This window comes from Polaribacter sp. Z022 (assembly GCF_023555495.1).
Lineage (GTDB): Bacteria > Bacteroidota > Bacteroidia > Flavobacteriales > Flavobacteriaceae > Polaribacter.
This window is the reverse complement of record NZ_JALCZO010000003.1, coordinates 507,480-522,166: the sequence shown is the minus strand read 5'-3', so window position 1 is coordinate 522,166 and position 14,687 is coordinate 507,480. Positions and strand designations below refer to the sequence as shown.

Here is a 14,687-nt window from a genome sequence, read left to right as displayed (position 1 = left end):
GTGGCATCCTTTTTAATTGTCAGTTCGAGTGAATTTGTGAAGAATGAACAAATTTGTATCGAGAACAAGATTAAAAAGATAAAATGGAAAGCAGGAAATAGCTTCTAAAAAGAAATTTGATTTACAATTTTTACAGCCTCAACTGCTTCTTTAACATCATGAACACGTAAAATATTTGCACCGTTTAATAAGGCAATTGTGTTTGCAGAAGTTGTTGCATTTAAGGCTTCTTGTGCAGAAATATCTAATGTTTTATATAACATAGATTTACGAGAAATTCCTGCTAATATTGGTGCATCTAAAGATTTAAAAAGACTTAGGTTTTTTAGAATCTCGAAATTATGATCGATAGTTTTTCCAAATCCAAAACCAACATCAATAATAATATCGTTTAATTTTAATTGATGTAATTTGTATATCTGTTCTGCAAAAAAAGATATAATTTCTTTAGTTACATTATTATATTCCGGGTTTTTTTGCATGTTTTGAGGCGTACCTAACATGTGCATTAAAATATAAGGTACTTGCAAGTTAGCAACAGTTTCAAACATTTTTTCGTCCATTTTTCCTCCAGAAATATCGTTTACAATTGCAGCTCCATTATTTATAGTTTCTTTAGCAATTTTACTTCTAAAAGTATCTACAGAAATTACAATTTTGGGAAAATTTTTAACTAATAAATTAATAACAGGAACTATTCTTTGCAATTCTTCTTCTTCAGAAATATGAGTTGCTCCAGGTCTAGAAGAATAAGCGCCAACATCTATAAAAGTTGCACCATCTTGCAACATTTTTTCTGTTTGAGAAAGTATGTCAGATTCGTTCTTGTATTTACCTCCGTCAAAAAAAGAATCTGGAGTAATATTTAAAATCCCCATTACTTTTGGAGAAGACAAATCTATTAATGTTTGGTTGCAATTTATTGTCATTTTAACGTACTACTTTGTTAATAATAGCTTCAACTTTTGGTGCTGTATAATTGTTCATTTTTTGCATTAAATTATCAACAGAATTTGCAACCAACAACATGTTTCTATTGGTTTGTTTTAAATAACCTTCTTCTACCATTTTGTCTAATTGCAATAAAACAGCATCAAAAAAACCATTAACATTTAAAAGACCTACAGGTTTTTGTTCTATGTGTAATTGGTTTAAAGTTAGGGCTTCAAAAAGTTCATCTAAAGTACCAAAACCACCAGGAAGTGTAATATAACCATCAATTAATTTGCTCATAATTACTTTTCGTTCGCTCATTTTTTTACAAACAATCATTTCTTCGACACCAGCATGAACAACTTCTTCTTTTTCTAATAATGTAGGAATTACTCCAATAACTTCTCCTTTATAAGAAAGAATTTCATCAGCAATTACCCCCATTAATCCTACTTTTCCTCCACCATAAACCATTCCTATCTGGTTGTTTGCAAAATAGTTCCCTAATTCTTTGGCAGCTTCCTTGTAAACAGGATTAAAGCCAATACTTGATCCACAAAAAACTGCAATTCTTTTCATTTGATAGTTGATAAATTCATGGTAAAAATAAATGAAATGCTTTGAAGATTTACTACATTTGGAAAAATACTTTTTTACAAAAATGCAAGATACCTCAAAACAATACGATGCTGTTATAGAAGAATGTAGAAGTTTATTCATTAAAAAAATGTCTGATTATGGATCTGCGTGGAGAATTTTACGTTTACCATCGTTAACAGATCAAATTTTTATAAAAGCCACAAGAATACGTCAGTTACAAGAAAATGAGGTTAGAAAAGTTGATGAAGGTGAAAAATCTGAGTTTATAGGAATCATCAATTATTCTATTATGGCGTTAATTCAGTTAGAAAATGGTGTGGTAGAAAACCCTGATTTAAATACAGAAGAAGCTACTGTTTTATATGACAAACATGCAAAAATAACCAAAGATTTAATGATGAATAAAAATCATGATTATGGAGAAGCTTGGAGAGATATGCGTGTTTCTAGTTTAACAGATTTAATTTTACAAAAATTATTGCGTGTTAAACAAATAGAAGACAATAAAGGAAAAACAATAGTTTCTGAAGGAATTGATGCGAATTACCAAGACATGATTAATTATGCTGTTTTTGCCATGATTCATTTGGGAGAATAAATTACAAAGTGTCAAAGTTTTGTCATTGAGAAAAATGAAGCAATCTCTACATTAAACTTGATAAATATTGTGATTTCATCATTTGAAAATATTCATTAGTAACAATTATCATCATAAATTATGAAAATATTAGTCCAACTTTCAAGAATAATTGTAGGAGCCTTATTCATTTTTTCGGGCTTTGTAAAATTGGTAGACCCAATAGGTTCTCAATACAAGTTTCAAGAATATTTTTCGGAATCGGTTTTAAATATGGAGTTTTTAATTCCTTATGCTTTAATTTTTTCAATCATTTTAATTGTTGCAGAAATTCTTTTAGGAGTAATGATTTTAATCGGTTACAAACCAAAAACTACAGTTTGGAGTTTGTTTATCTTAACCTTAGTTTTCTTGTTTTTAACTTGGTATTCTGCTTATTATAATAAAGTTACAGATTGTGGTTGTTTTGGTGATGCTGTAAAACTTTCTACTTGGGGAACTTTTTATAAGAACATAATTTTAATTGCTTTAATCATTATTTTGGTTATTGGAGTTAAATACATTAAACCAATTTTTGGAGGTAAAATTCCAAAATTAATAACATTAGTTTCTTTAGCAATATTTATGTTTATCGTTCAACATGTGCTAACTCATTTGCCAATTATCGATTTTAGAGCGTATGCTATTGGTAAAAATCTTGAAAAAGGAATGGAATTTCCAGAAGATGGAAGTATTCCTCCTGTTCATGATTTTATGTTAGAAGATGCACAATCAGATTTAGCACCAGAATTGTTAAAGAAAGAAAAAGTAATGTTGGTTATTATTTACAATCTTGATAAAGTTGATGAAAACGGATATCCAGCAATTAAAGAAATAACTGCAAAAGCAAAGAAAAAAGGATATACAGTTTATGGAGTTTCTGCTTCTTTTACTGACGATTTAATTCTAACAAATGAAAAGCATAATTTAGATTTAGAGTTTTTATTTTGTGATGAAACAACTTTAAAAACTATGATTAGAGCAAATCCTGGAGTTATGATTTTAAATAAAGGAACCGTAACTCAAAAGAAAAATTGGATTGATGTTGATGAAATAATACTCTAACAACTAGTTGTTTGTAAATAATTTGTAACTTTAAGCTATCAACCAAAACAAATCAAATATTATGAAATTTTTAAAATACCTTTTAGGTTTAGTAGTAGTACTAATAGTAGGTGTGCTTATTTTTGGAGCAATGCAACCAAGTGAATACGATGTTTCTCGTTCTAAAGTAATAAAAGCACCAATTTCTGCAGTTTATAATACAGTTAACGATTTAAAAACTTGGGAAAAATGGGGTCCTTGGCATGATGAAGATTCTACTATTGTAGTTTCTTATGGAGAAAAAACTGTTGGAGTAGGAGCTAGCGATTCTTGGACAAGTAAAGATGGTCCTGGAAGTATGAAAACAGTAAATGTAATTCCTAATAAATTAATAGAACAAAAAATGCAGTTTGGTGATGCTGACCCAAGTGATATAATTTGGCATTTTGAAGAAAAAGATGGAGGAACAAATATTACTTGGCAAATGAAAGAAACCAAAGCTCCATTTATGTTTAAATTAATTTCTGGTTTTATGGGAGGATGGGAAAATTTTTTCGGTCCAATGGAAGAAAAAGGATTGAATAATTTAGAAAAAGTAGTCTTAGAAGCTCAGAAATTAGCAAATTCGTTTAGAATAACACCAGTTGTAGTAAAAGATTTACCAGCTCAAAAATTTATAGGTTATTATCATAAAACAACTACAGATATGTCTAATATGACAGAACTTTTTCAAACTGATATGCCAAAGGCAGGAATGTATGCAATGAAAAATGGTTTAGAATATGGTGATTTTACTCCTGCTGCAGTTTATAACGTTTGGGATATGGAAAATAATATTGCTGAATTTTATATTGGTTTAATCTTAAAAAAAGATTTAAAACCTGGAGAAGGTATGTCTCTTGTAAATTTACCTAAAGGTGCAACTGCAACTGCTTCTAAATTTGGAAACTATGGAACAGGTGAAATGGAAATACACAATTCTTTATTGAAGTATGCAACAGATAATAAAAAAGAAATTGAGTATCCAATTTGGGAAGCTTATGTAAATGATCCTACAATGGTAAAACCACAAGATATTCAAACAGATTATTTTTACTCTTTAAAGTAGTAAAAATCAATATCAATTATAAAAGTCATTATTTAGGAATATTTATTCTTTGTAATGACTTTTTTTAGCTCTTTTATTTTCTATTTCTGTTAGTTTTAAACCTTTTTCATCTTTGTAAAATAGGTGTTTAGGGCTTCCTATAAATTGTGAAGAATAAATACCAGAATGTCCAGAAAATAAATAAGAAGTAGTACAAGCTAAAGCAATAAAAACTCCAGATTCTATTCCAAATAATTCAATTCCCATAATTGTACAAGCAATTGGAGTGTTTGTTGCACCTGCAAAAACAGCAACAAAACCCATACCTGCTAACAATGGCATTGGCATTGGAATAAACCATATTAGCACATTTCCTAAAGTAGCACCAATAAAAAATAACGGAGTAACTTCTCCTCCTTTAAAACCTGCACCTAAAGTAAAAGAAGTGAAAATTATTTTTAGTAAAAAATCATAAGAATTTAAATCGATATTAAAAGCATCTACAATGGTTGGTACACCAAGTCCAATGTATTTGGTAGTTCCCATTAAATAAACAACAATTGCTAAAATAACACCTCCAATAACGGGTCTTAAAGGTGGGTAATTAATATGTTTTTTAAATAAAGTTCCCCAAAAATGTGTAGATTTAGAAAATAACATACTTGCCAATCCAAAAATAATACCTGCCAATAAAGACCATAAAATGGTTGCTGGTGTTAATTCTGAAATAGTAGAAATGGTATAATGTGTGTGATGAGAAATATGCCAAACATCACAAAAATAATTAGCAAAAACAGCAGCTAAAAAACTAGGAATTATTGCGTCAAATTTAATTCTACCTATAACCATAACTTCTAAAGCAAAAATTGCTCCAGCTAAAGGTGTTCCAAAAACAGACGAAAAACCTGCACTAATACCAGCAACTAAAATTATTTTTCTATCTAAATTAGAAAGTTTAAAAAGTTTGGTAAACTGATCTGCAATAGCACCACCAATTTGTACTGCTGTACCCTCACGTCCTGCAGAACCACCAAATAAATGCGTTAAAATGGTTCCTATAAAAACTAAAGGAGCCATTTTAAAAGGAATTATTTTTTTAGGTTCATGGTATTCATCTACCAATAAATTATTTCCTTTAACAACACTTTTACCATATAAATGATAAGACAAACCAATAATAAAACCTGCAATTGGTAATAACCAAATAATCCATTTATTGGCTTCTCTATAATTTGTTGCCCATTCTAAAGACCATAAAAAAACAGCAGATGCACTTCCAGTAAAACCTCCAATTAGCAAACAGATGAAACTCCATTTTAAAAGAAAAAGCAAAGAAAAACTTTGCTCAAATGAAAGAAACAATCTTTTAATTTTATCCATAGTTTATGTTGTTAGGCAAAAATAAACAAATAATAGCAAAGACATAATTTATAATGAGTGTAGTATCTATTATTTTAGATGTTTATTTTTTTTGTAACTTGTTTTAAAATTTAATAAAAATGAATGAATTTGTTACTTATCAACCAGAAGAAAACTATGCAATTATTACCATTAAAAACGGTAAAGCAAATGCAATTTCTCATGAAGTTATTGATGGATTGAATTTGTGTTTAGATAAAGCAGTAGCAGAAAATAAAGTTGTAATCCTTACAGGTCAAGAAAGTGTTTTTTCTGCAGGTTTCGATTTAAAAGTGATGACAAAATCGCCAGAAACTGCTAAAGAATTGGTAACGAAAGGTTCTAACTTATCTTTAAAAATGTTGTCTTTTCCTCAACCAATAATTATTGCTTGTTCTGGTCATGCAATAGCAAAAGGCGCTTTTTTATTATTGTCTGCTGATTATAGAATTGGAGTAGAAGGCGATTTTAAAATTGGTTTAAATGAGGTAATGATTGGTATGACAATGCACAATGCAGGAATTACTATTGCAAAAGCTCGTTTATCAGAAGTGTATGTAAATAGAAGTGTTAATAATGCTGAAATTTACAATCCTAAAGATGCAGAAAAAGCTGGTTTTTTAGATTTAGTTGTGCCAGAAAATCATTTGTTACCTACAGCAATTAAAGTAGCAGGTATGTTTGCTAAACTACATAAAAAAGCACATGCTGCTACCAAACTAAAAGTTAGGCAACAGCATTTGCAAGAATTAGAAAAAGCAATCGCTTTAGATTTAAAAAGTGATATTTCTATCAATTCTTAATCTAACTGAATTAAATCGATAGCACTTTCGTTTACTTTTTTATTTAATTCTTTAACTCTTACTGAAAAGATAGTATTTAGTTTTTTTAACTCAACATCAATTTGTTTTGTGATTTCGTTTTTAAAATCGATGGCTTGTTGGGTTGGAGCATAAGTTCCTATTCTTGTTAAAGAGTTTAAATGTGCCAATTTATTATTTAATCTAATAGGAAAATTTAAAGGATCTTGTCCACTTTTAGATTTCGTTTGATATAAAGTTTCTTCAATTTTGGTCATATCTTTAACCAAAGCATCTGCATATTCTAACAATGTTTTATGCTTCTTTTTATCTTTAATAGATTTCTTTAACAAACCAACTTGAGTTCTAATTTTCTTCACATTATTTAATGCTTTATGAATCTCAGTCATCTTTTTATTGATTTCGTTAATAAAAGTAAATTGAGCTTTCATATCTGCTTCAGAAGTTTCAGAAACAGGATTTTTAATGATTTTAAATTCTTGTTTTAACTTGCTGTCATTTACAGCTAATTCAACTTTATAAGTTCCAGGTAAAGCCATTGGTCCGTTTAAAGAAGCCCACCAAAGAATCATACCTTTTACTTTTTCTGCTCCAGGATACATCATATTCCAATAAAAAATATTGTTTCCATCTTTTACTTTTAATGATGTTTCTTTTTTCTTTTTATCTGGTTTTGTAGAGTATTTTTTTATCAAATTATCATTGGCATCAAAAATTGATAAAGACACAATATCTTTTTCTCCTTTTTCTTTGATGAAATAATTAATGGCAACTCCACCTGGGTGATTTGTTCCTTGCGTTTTAGAAGTTCTTCCACGTCCACCACTTAAATTATAAGCGTCTTTAGGTTTGTATAAAACAACATCTTCTTTTAATGTAGATGGTTTAATTTGATGAAGAGGTGTTAAATCATCAATAATCCAAAGAGAACGCCCTTGAGTTGCAGCAATTAAATTGTCATCTTTAATAGCTAAATCTGTAATAGGTACAATAGGTAAGTTTTGTTTAAAAGTTTGCCAATTTTTACCATCATCAAAAGAAATGTACATTCCTCTTTCTGTACCAGCATATAACAAACCTTTTCTTTTAGGATCTGCTCTTAATGCTCTTGTAAAATCTTCATTAGCAATTCCATTAGTAATTTGTTTCCAAGATTTACCATAGTTTTCTGTTTTATATATGTATGGTTTATAATCTCCAGATTTGTATTTTGTACCTACTATATAAGCACCTCCTTTGTTAAATGGATCAACTTCTATACAATTAATCATCATCCATTCTGGCATTTTTTTAGGAGTCACATTTTTCCAGTTAGCTCCATTATCTTTAGAAAGATGCACCAAACCATCATCAGAACCTGTCCAAATTAATCCAGGTTCAAAAGCAGATTCTGTAGCAGCAAAAATAGTTCCATAATACTCAACTCCTGTATTATCTTTGGTAATTGGGCCACCAGAAGGACCTAATGTTTTAGGATCATTTCTTGTTAAATCTGGACTGATAACTTTCCAGCTTTGACCTTCATTTTCTGTTACATGTAAATGATTAGAAGCTGCATATAATTTCTTTTTATTATTAGGAGAAAAGAAGATTGGAAAATTCCATTGAAAACGATATTTAAAATCTTCAGCACCATGTCCCATTGGGTCATCTGGCCATACATTAATAGCGCGAGTTTCGTTTGTTTTATGGTTTTTTCTTGTTAATAATCCTCCATAAGATCCACCATAAACAATATCATTATTTAAAGGATCAACAGCAATGTGCGCACTTTCTCCACCTGCAGTAGATTCCCAATCAGATTCACTTATAAATCTACCAGAAGTTCTATGAGAAATTCTAATTGTAGAGTTATCTTGTTGTGCTGCTAAAATTCTATAAGGAAAATGATTATCTGTAGTAACTCTATAAAATTGCGATGTTGGTTGGTTGTACATTGTACTCCAATTTTCTCCAGCATCAAAAGATATTTGAGCTCCACCATCATCACCAATAATCATTCTTTGATTGTCTTTTGGAGCAATCCATAAATCATGATGATCTCCATGAGGTGCATTGTAAGTTTTGTATGTTTTACCACCATCTGTAGATTTGTGATAACGAACATTTAAAACATATAAAATATTTTCATCTTGTGTATCTGCATATAAACGTGAGTAATACCAAGCTCTTTGACGTAATTTTCTTTCAGAATTTATTAAACTCCAAGTTTTACCAGCATCTGTAGATTTGTAAATTCCTCCTTTTTTGTTTTCAATTAAAGCCCAAACAATATCAGAATTTACAGGAGAAACTGTAACTCCACTAATACCCCAAATTCCTTTTGGTAAACCTTTGTTTGTAGAAATATTTGTCCAAGTTTCTCCAGAATCTGTACTTTTAAAAATAGCAGAACCTTTACCTCCAGAAGATAAACTATATGGAGTTCTACGCACATCCCAAGTTGTAGCATATAATATTCTTGGATTGTTTGGATCTATAATTAAATCTACAGCTCCAGAATTTTCATCAGAAAATAATACTCTTTTCCAGGTTTCTCCACCATCAGTTGTTTTATAAACACCTCTTTCTTGGGTTGGTTTGTATAAATCTCCCATAACTGCTGCAAAAACTATATCAGAGTTTTTTGGGTGAATTCTCATTCTAGAAATGTGTCTAGAATTTTTTAATCCAATATGTTTCCACGTTTTTCCAGCATTTTCAGATTTCCAAACTCCATCACCAGAAGAAACATTTCCACGAACCGTTTTTTCTCCCATTCCAACATAAATTACATTATTGTCAGATTCTGCAACTGCAACTGCACCTACAGAACCTCCAAAAAATCCGTCAGAAATATTCTGCCAAGTGCTACCTGCATCTGTAGTTTTCCAAACACCACCACCAGTAGTTCCCATGTAAAAAAGATTCGATTTTGAAGAAACACCAGTAACAGCAGCACTTCTACCACCTCTAAAAGGACCAATATTCCTCCATTTTATTGCGCTAAAATATTCCTCAGAAACTTTGTTAGAATTTTTTTGTGCGTTAACTTTGGCGTTTGTTATAAAAAATAAGCTAATTGCCAGAAAAATAATTTTTTTCATGTGTAGTAAGTTTGGATTTTAAGACACTAAAAATAATGATTTTAAGTTAGTTTATAGATTTTAGGAAATGGATATATTGTTAAATGTTGTAGATAATAAAAAGATTAATGAGAATATTACAATCTCGGGTTCTAAAAGTGAATCTAATAGATTGTTAATACTTCAAAATTTATTTCCTGAAGTAACCATAGATAATTTATCTGATTCTGATGATTCTGTTCATATGCAACATGCACTTTCTACAAAAGATGAAGTTGTAAATATTGGTCATGCAGGTACAGCAATGCGTTTTTTAACTTCTTACTTTGCAGTAAAAGAAGGAAGAGAAACTGTTTTAACAGGTTCTGAAAGAATGCAAAACAGACCTATAGAAATTTTAGTGGATGCACTAAAAGATTTAGGAGCAAATATATCTTATGAGGATAAAGTTGGGTATCCACCAATTAGAATTAAAGGAACAACAATTACTAAAGATAAAGTTCAAATTAACGGTAATGTAAGCAGTCAGTACATATCTTCATTATTATTAATTGCTTCTAAATTAGAAAACGGTTTAGAAATAGAATTGATTGGTAAAATTACTTCTGTTCCTTACATTAATATGACATTGAGTTTATTAACTCAATTAGGAATAGAATCTAGTTTTGAAGGAAATATTATAAAGGTAAACCCTAAAAAAAATATTGATAAACAAACAGTTGTTGTAGAGTCTGATTGGTCTTCTGCAAGTTATTTTTATTCAATAATTGCTTTAGCAGATATTGGTTCAGAAATTACATTATCAGCCTATAAAGAAGAAAGTTTACAAGGAGATTCTTGTTTAGCAACTATTTACGAACATTTTGGAGTTACAACTACTTTTGGTAAAAATTCGATTACGTTAAAAAAAGTAAGAGCAACCAAAAAAGAAACTTTAGAAATCGACTTAAAAAATGCTCCAGATATTGCACAAACTATTGCTGTAACTTGTTTTGCAGAAGAAATAGCTTGTAATTTAACAGGTTTACATACTTTAAAAATTAAAGAAACAGACAGATTGGTTGCTTTGCATGATGAATTATCTAACTTAGGAGCAAATATTGCAGTTACAGATGTAAGTTTTCATTTAGAAGTTACTTCAAAAATAAATAAAAACATTGCCATTAAAACGTACAATGATCATAGAATGGCTATGGCATTTGCACCTTTAGCTTTTAAGGTACCTATTCAAATTTTAAATGCAGAAGTAGTTACAAAATCTTTCCAAAAATTTTGGGATGATATGCAACAAATTGGTATTAAAATAGATAAACTATAAATTATTTAGTCAAACACTTGACAACGCCTATTTCGATATCGTATATTTGCCGCTTTTACAAGCAAATACACATATGAAATTATCGCATTTTGAATTCGAATTACCAGAAGAATTACTAGCTCAATATCCAGCAGAACACAGAGATGAATCTCGTTTAATGGTATTGAATAGAAAAGAAGGTACAATAGAACACAAACTTTTTAAAGATGTTATAAATTACTTTGATGAAGGTGATGTTATGATGTTAAATAACACCAAGGTTTTTCCTGCAAGAATGTATGGAAACAAAGAAAAAACAGGTGCTAGAATAGAAGTTTTCTTGTTAAGAGAATTAAATGCAGAAAATAGATTGTGGGACGTTTTAGTAGATCCTGCAAGAAAGATTAGAATTGGTAATAAATTATTTTTTGGTGATGATGATAGTTTAGTAGCTGAGGTTATTGACAACACAACATCTAGAGGAAGAACTTTACGTTTCTTATTTGATGGTTCTTATGAAGAATTTAGAGCTAAATTATTAGAATTAGGAGAAACACCTTTACCTAAAGCTATTAATAGAGAAGTAGAAGAATTAGATGAAGAACGTTACCAAACTATTTATGCAAAGCATGAAGGAGCTGTAGCAGCACCAACAGCAGGTTTACACTTTTCTAAACACTTATTAAAACGTTTAGAAATTAAAGGAGTTGATTTTGCAGAAACAACTTTACATGTTGGTTTAGGAACATTTAGTCCTGTTGAGGTAGAAGATTTATCGAAACATAAAATGGATTCTGAACAAATTATTATCCCAGAAGCATCAGCAAATAAAATAAATAACGCAAAAAAAGAAAAAAGAAAAGTTTGTGCTGTAGGTACTACAGTAATGAGAACTATTGAATCTTCTGTTTCTTCTAAACAAGAATTAAATGCGTATGAAGGATGGACAAATAAATTTATTTTTCCTCCTTATGATTTTAGTATTGCTAATGCTATGATTACTAATTTTCATTCTCCAAAATCTACTTTAATGATGCAGGCAGCTGCATTTGCTGGGTACGATTTTTTAATGGAAGCGTATAAAGAAGCAATTAAAGAAGGATATAGATTTTCTACTTACGGAGATGCTATGTTAATATTATAATTCAATTTTTTATTGAAAACTTAAAACCTCGCAAGTTTCTTGTGAGGTTTTGTATTTTTGCACAAGATGGAACTAAAAAAGAAAGACATTAGAGCTTTAACCAAAGAACAATTAAGAGATTTTTTTGTAAATAATGGCGATAAAGCTTTTAGAGGAAATCAAGTTTATGAATGGCTTTGGAGCAAGTCTTTGCATACTTTTGAAGACATGACTAACATCTCTAAACAAACAAGAGAAATGTTAGAACAAAACTTTGTTATTAACCATATCAAAGTAGATTCTATGCAAAGAAGTAAAGATGGTACCATTAAAAATGGAATTAAATTGCATGATGGTTTGGTGGTAGAATCTGTTTTAATTCCTACAGAAAAAAGAACAACAGCTTGTGTTTCTAGTCAAGTTGGTTGTAGTTTAGATTGCAAGTTTTGTGCAACTGCACGTTTAAAAAGAATGCGTAATTTAAATCCAGATGAAATTTATGATCAAGTTGTAGTAATTGATAAACAAAGTCAATTATATCATAATCATAAATTAACAAATATTGTTTTTATGGGAATGGGAGAACCTCTTATGAACTATAAAAACGTATTAAAATCAATAGAAATGATTACATCACCAGAAGGTTTAGGGATGTCATCAAAAAGAATAACAGTATCAACTTCTGGAGTGCCAAAAATGATTAAAAAAATGGCTGATGAAGAAGTGAAATTTAATTTAGCTGTTTCTTTGCATTCTGCAATTGATGAAGTTAGAACATCAATTATGCCTTTTAATACTAACTTTCCTTTAAAAGATTTAAAAGAATCTTTAGAATATTGGTACGAAAAAACGAGTAGAGCAATTACTTATGAATATGTTGTTTGGGATGGAATTAATGATAGAAAAGAAGACATTAAAGCTTTAGTAGAATTTTGTAAATATGTACCATGTAAAGTTAATTTAATCGAATATAATCCTATAGATGATGGCCAATTTCAACAAGCAAGTTCATCTGCAATAAACAATTATATTTCTAACTTAGAAATGCACGATATTACTGTAAATGTAAGAAGGAGTAGAGGTAAAGATATAGATGCTGCTTGTGGTCAGCTAGCAAATAAATCTTAATACTATTCTTTTTTTAATGTTGCACTTTGTACAACAGAAATTGGAAATCCCAAAACTTCTGGAATATCTTTAGAGATACCACCAGTTGTAATTTTATTTTTTTTAGCAGAGTATAAGATTTCAAAATCTAATTCATTTTCAGAAAAAGAAATTCTAGAACTTAAAAAATTTCCTTGCACTTCAAAAAAACTATATAAAGTATTATTTGCAAAACGAGTTGGTAAAATAATTCCGTTATTTTCATCTACTTCATAAATACCTTTACTTTTATCTTTTACAATTAAGGTATAATTTCTTGGACTATTATTATACATTAAAACATAATTAAATTTGTGAGCAGAATCTGTTTTTTTAAGATGAAATTCCATAGGTATTTCTTGTTCTCCTTTAGATGAATTTATGACTAAAGTACCTTTATAAATACCCAGAGCATTTTCAGGAAAATCTATCGATTTTTTTTGTGAATAACCAGAAAAGAAAACCAAAGAGAAAAAACAGAAAATAAAAATATGTTTCATAAGAATTATTGTTTTATCAAATATAAACAATCATAAATTATTTCCTATTTTTGACGACTCATGAAACCAGTAGAACTTATAAAACTTCCTATAAAAAAAGAAATGGAACTCTTTGAAAAGAAATTCAAAGATTCTATGCTTTCTAAAGTTCCGCTTTTAAACAGAATTACCTATTATATTGTTCGTAGAAAAGGAAAACAAATGAGACCCATGTTTGTTTTTTTAGTTGCAAAAATGGTTTCTGATGGTGGTTTTGACGAAAGAACTTATAGAGGAGCTTCTGTTGTAGAATTGATTCATACTGCAACTTTGGTACATGATGATGTTGTAGATGAAAGCAATAGAAGAAGAGGCTTTTTTTCTGTGAATGCACTTTGGAAAAATAAAATTGCAGTTCTTGTTGGAGACTTTTTATTGTCTAAAGGATTGTTGTTATCTATTGATAATGAGGATTTTGATTTGTTAAAATTGATTTCTATTGCAGTTCGTGAAATGAGTGAAGGTGAATTGCTTCAAATAGAAAAGGCTCGTAAATTAGATATTACAGAAGAAGTTTATTTTGATATTATTCGTCAAAAAACAGCAACTCTTATTGCTGCTTGCTGTGGTATTGGAGCTGCATCTGTAGGTTCTAGTAACGATACCATACAACAAATGAGAAAATTTGGAGAATACATTGGTATTGCTTTTCAAATTAAAGACGATTTGTTTGATTATACTGATGATAAAATAGGGAAACCTACTGGTATTGATATTAAAGAGCAAAAAATGACTTTGCCTTTAATTTACACCTTAAATAATTGTTCTGCTAAAGAAAAAAATTGGTTGATAAATTCAATTAAGAAACATAACAAGAATAAAAAACGTGTAAAAGAAGTCATTACTTTTGTTAAAGATAATGGCGGAATTGAATATACAACTTCAATAATGCACGATTATAAAAATAGAGCTTTGGCTATTTTAGAAAATTATCCTAATTCTGAATATAAAAGTTCTTTAATAACAATGATAGATTACGTTGTAGAACGTAAAATTTAGTATTTTTGGTTACATAATT

General features: G+C 29.4%; 13 protein-coding genes. 8 read left to right on the top strand and 5 right to left on the bottom strand.

Translation table 11 applies throughout. The features are described from left to right. Positions 1-104 precede the first annotated feature (104 nt). Both folP and MPF13_RS09200 read right to left on the bottom strand, forming a co-directional pair. On the bottom strand, positions 105-929 hold the full coding sequence (folP, locus tag MPF13_RS09205; protein ID WP_249982208.1) for a dihydropteroate synthase: 825 nt from the start codon (positions 927-929) through the stop codon (positions 105-107). Position 930: 1 nt separating this feature from the next. Next, a complete protein-coding gene (locus tag MPF13_RS09200; RefSeq protein WP_249982207.1) occupies positions 931-1,512 on the bottom strand; it encodes an LOG family protein in 582 nt (193 codons plus the stop codon). An 82-nt stretch (positions 1,513-1,594) separates the two neighbouring features. Here MPF13_RS09200 and MPF13_RS09195 point away from each other — a divergent pair, with 82 nt between their 5' ends. The 3 genes from MPF13_RS09195 to MPF13_RS09185 all read left to right on the top strand — a co-directional run bounded on the left by MPF13_RS09195 (position 1,595) and on the right by MPF13_RS09185 (position 4,301). Next, positions 1,595-2,131, top strand: coding sequence for a DUF1599 domain-containing protein (locus MPF13_RS09195; RefSeq protein WP_249982206.1), 537 nt, complete (start codon positions 1,595-1,597; stop codon positions 2,129-2,131). Positions 2,132-2,251: 120 nt separating this feature from the next. Further along, positions 2,252-3,214, top strand: coding sequence for a BT_3928 family protein (locus MPF13_RS09190; RefSeq protein WP_249982205.1), 963 nt, complete (start codon positions 2,252-2,254; stop codon positions 3,212-3,214). A 61-nt stretch (positions 3,215-3,275) separates the two neighbouring features. After that, positions 3,276-4,301 (top strand): SRPBCC family protein, encoded by a 1,026-nt coding sequence (locus MPF13_RS09185; protein WP_249982204.1) that lies wholly within the window; start codon positions 3,276-3,278, stop codon positions 4,299-4,301. 42 nt (positions 4,302-4,343) lie between these two features. On the opposite strand, the gene MPF13_RS09180 is transcribed toward MPF13_RS09185, so the two are convergent. Further along, complete coding sequence (locus MPF13_RS09180) at positions 4,344-5,660, bottom strand: voltage-gated chloride channel family protein (protein ID WP_249982203.1); 1,317 nt, start codon at positions 5,658-5,660, stop codon at positions 4,344-4,346. A gap of 119 nt (positions 5,661-5,779) precedes the next feature. Here MPF13_RS09180 and MPF13_RS09175 point away from each other — a divergent pair, with 119 nt between their 5' ends. Further along, positions 5,780-6,481, top strand: a complete 702-nt coding sequence (locus tag MPF13_RS09175; RefSeq protein WP_249982202.1) for a crotonase/enoyl-CoA hydratase family protein — start codon at positions 5,780-5,782, stop codon at positions 6,479-6,481. Here the strand turns inward: MPF13_RS09175 and MPF13_RS09170 are convergent. Next, complete coding sequence (locus tag MPF13_RS09170; protein WP_249982201.1) at positions 6,478-9,585, bottom strand: VPS10 domain-containing protein; 3,108 nt, start codon at positions 9,583-9,585, stop codon at positions 6,478-6,480. The two genes, MPF13_RS09175 and MPF13_RS09170, sit on opposite strands and share 4 nt — an antisense overlap. A 67-nt stretch (positions 9,586-9,652) precedes the next feature. Between MPF13_RS09170 and MPF13_RS09165 the strand changes: the two genes are divergently transcribed. From MPF13_RS09165 to rlmN, 3 genes are all read left to right on the top strand, one after another. Beyond that, positions 9,653-10,882: a 3-phosphoshikimate 1-carboxyvinyltransferase gene (locus MPF13_RS09165; protein ID WP_249982200.1), complete on the top strand. Its 1,230-nt coding sequence runs from the start codon at positions 9,653-9,655 to the stop codon at positions 10,880-10,882. Between the two features lie 73 nt (positions 10,883-10,955). Continuing rightward, positions 10,956-12,005 carry a tRNA preQ1(34) S-adenosylmethionine ribosyltransferase-isomerase QueA gene (gene queA / locus MPF13_RS09160; RefSeq protein WP_249982199.1) on the top strand — a complete coding sequence of 350 codons (1,050 nt, stop codon included), beginning with the start codon at positions 10,956-10,958 and terminating at the stop codon, positions 12,003-12,005. 66 nt (positions 12,006-12,071) lie between these two features. Beyond that, positions 12,072-13,112, top strand: coding sequence for a dual-specificity RNA methyltransferase RlmN (gene rlmN / locus MPF13_RS09155; RefSeq protein ID WP_249982198.1), 1,041 nt, complete (start codon positions 12,072-12,074; stop codon positions 13,110-13,112). A 2-nt stretch (positions 13,113-13,114) separates the two neighbouring features. On the opposite strand, the gene MPF13_RS09150 is transcribed toward rlmN, so the two are convergent. After that, entirely contained in the window at positions 13,115-13,630 is a 516-nt protein-coding gene (locus MPF13_RS09150; RefSeq protein ID WP_249982197.1) for a hypothetical protein, read from the bottom strand. 60 nt (positions 13,631-13,690) lie between these two features. Here MPF13_RS09150 and MPF13_RS09145 point away from each other — a divergent pair, with 60 nt between their 5' ends. After that, a complete protein-coding gene (locus MPF13_RS09145; protein WP_249982196.1) occupies positions 13,691-14,668 on the top strand; it encodes a polyprenyl synthetase family protein in 978 nt (325 codons plus the stop codon). Positions 14,669-14,687: the final 19 nt, after the last annotated feature.

Excerpts from the sequence above, each read along its gene's own strand:
- MPF13_RS09200 (WP_249982207.1), bottom strand. The coding sequence starts at position 1,512 with ATGAAAAGAATTGCAGTTTTTTGTGGATCAAGTATTGGCTTTAATCCT.
- MPF13_RS09190 (WP_249982205.1), top strand. The coding sequence starts at position 2,252 with ATGAAAATATTAGTCCAACTTTCAAGAATAATTGTAGGAGCCTTATTC.
- MPF13_RS09175 (WP_249982202.1), top strand. The coding sequence starts at position 5,780 with ATGAATGAATTTGTTACTTATCAACCAGAAGAAAACTATGCAATTATT.
- rlmN (WP_249982198.1), top strand. The coding sequence starts at position 12,072 with ATGGAACTAAAAAAGAAAGACATTAGAGCTTTAACCAAAGAACAATTA.
- MPF13_RS09170 (WP_249982201.1), bottom strand. The coding sequence starts at position 9,585 with ATGAAAAAAATTATTTTTCTGGCAATTAGCTTATTTTTTATAACAAAC.
- MPF13_RS09145 (WP_249982196.1), top strand. The coding sequence starts at position 13,691 with ATGAAACCAGTAGAACTTATAAAACTTCCTATAAAAAAAGAAATGGAA.
- queA (WP_249982199.1), top strand. The coding sequence starts at position 10,956 with ATGAAATTATCGCATTTTGAATTCGAATTACCAGAAGAATTACTAGCT.
- MPF13_RS09165 (WP_249982200.1), top strand. The coding sequence starts at position 9,653 with ATGGATATATTGTTAAATGTTGTAGATAATAAAAAGATTAATGAGAAT.
- MPF13_RS09185 (WP_249982204.1), top strand. The coding sequence starts at position 3,276 with ATGAAATTTTTAAAATACCTTTTAGGTTTAGTAGTAGTACTAATAGTA.
- folP (WP_249982208.1), bottom strand. The coding sequence starts at position 929 with ATGACAATAAATTGCAACCAAACATTAATAGATTTGTCTTCTCCAAAA.
- MPF13_RS09150 (WP_249982197.1), bottom strand. The coding sequence starts at position 13,630 with ATGAAACATATTTTTATTTTCTGTTTTTTCTCTTTGGTTTTCTTTTCT.
- MPF13_RS09180 (WP_249982203.1), bottom strand. The coding sequence starts at position 5,660 with ATGGATAAAATTAAAAGATTGTTTCTTTCATTTGAGCAAAGTTTTTCT.
- MPF13_RS09195 (WP_249982206.1), top strand. The coding sequence starts at position 1,595 with ATGCAAGATACCTCAAAACAATACGATGCTGTTATAGAAGAATGTAGA.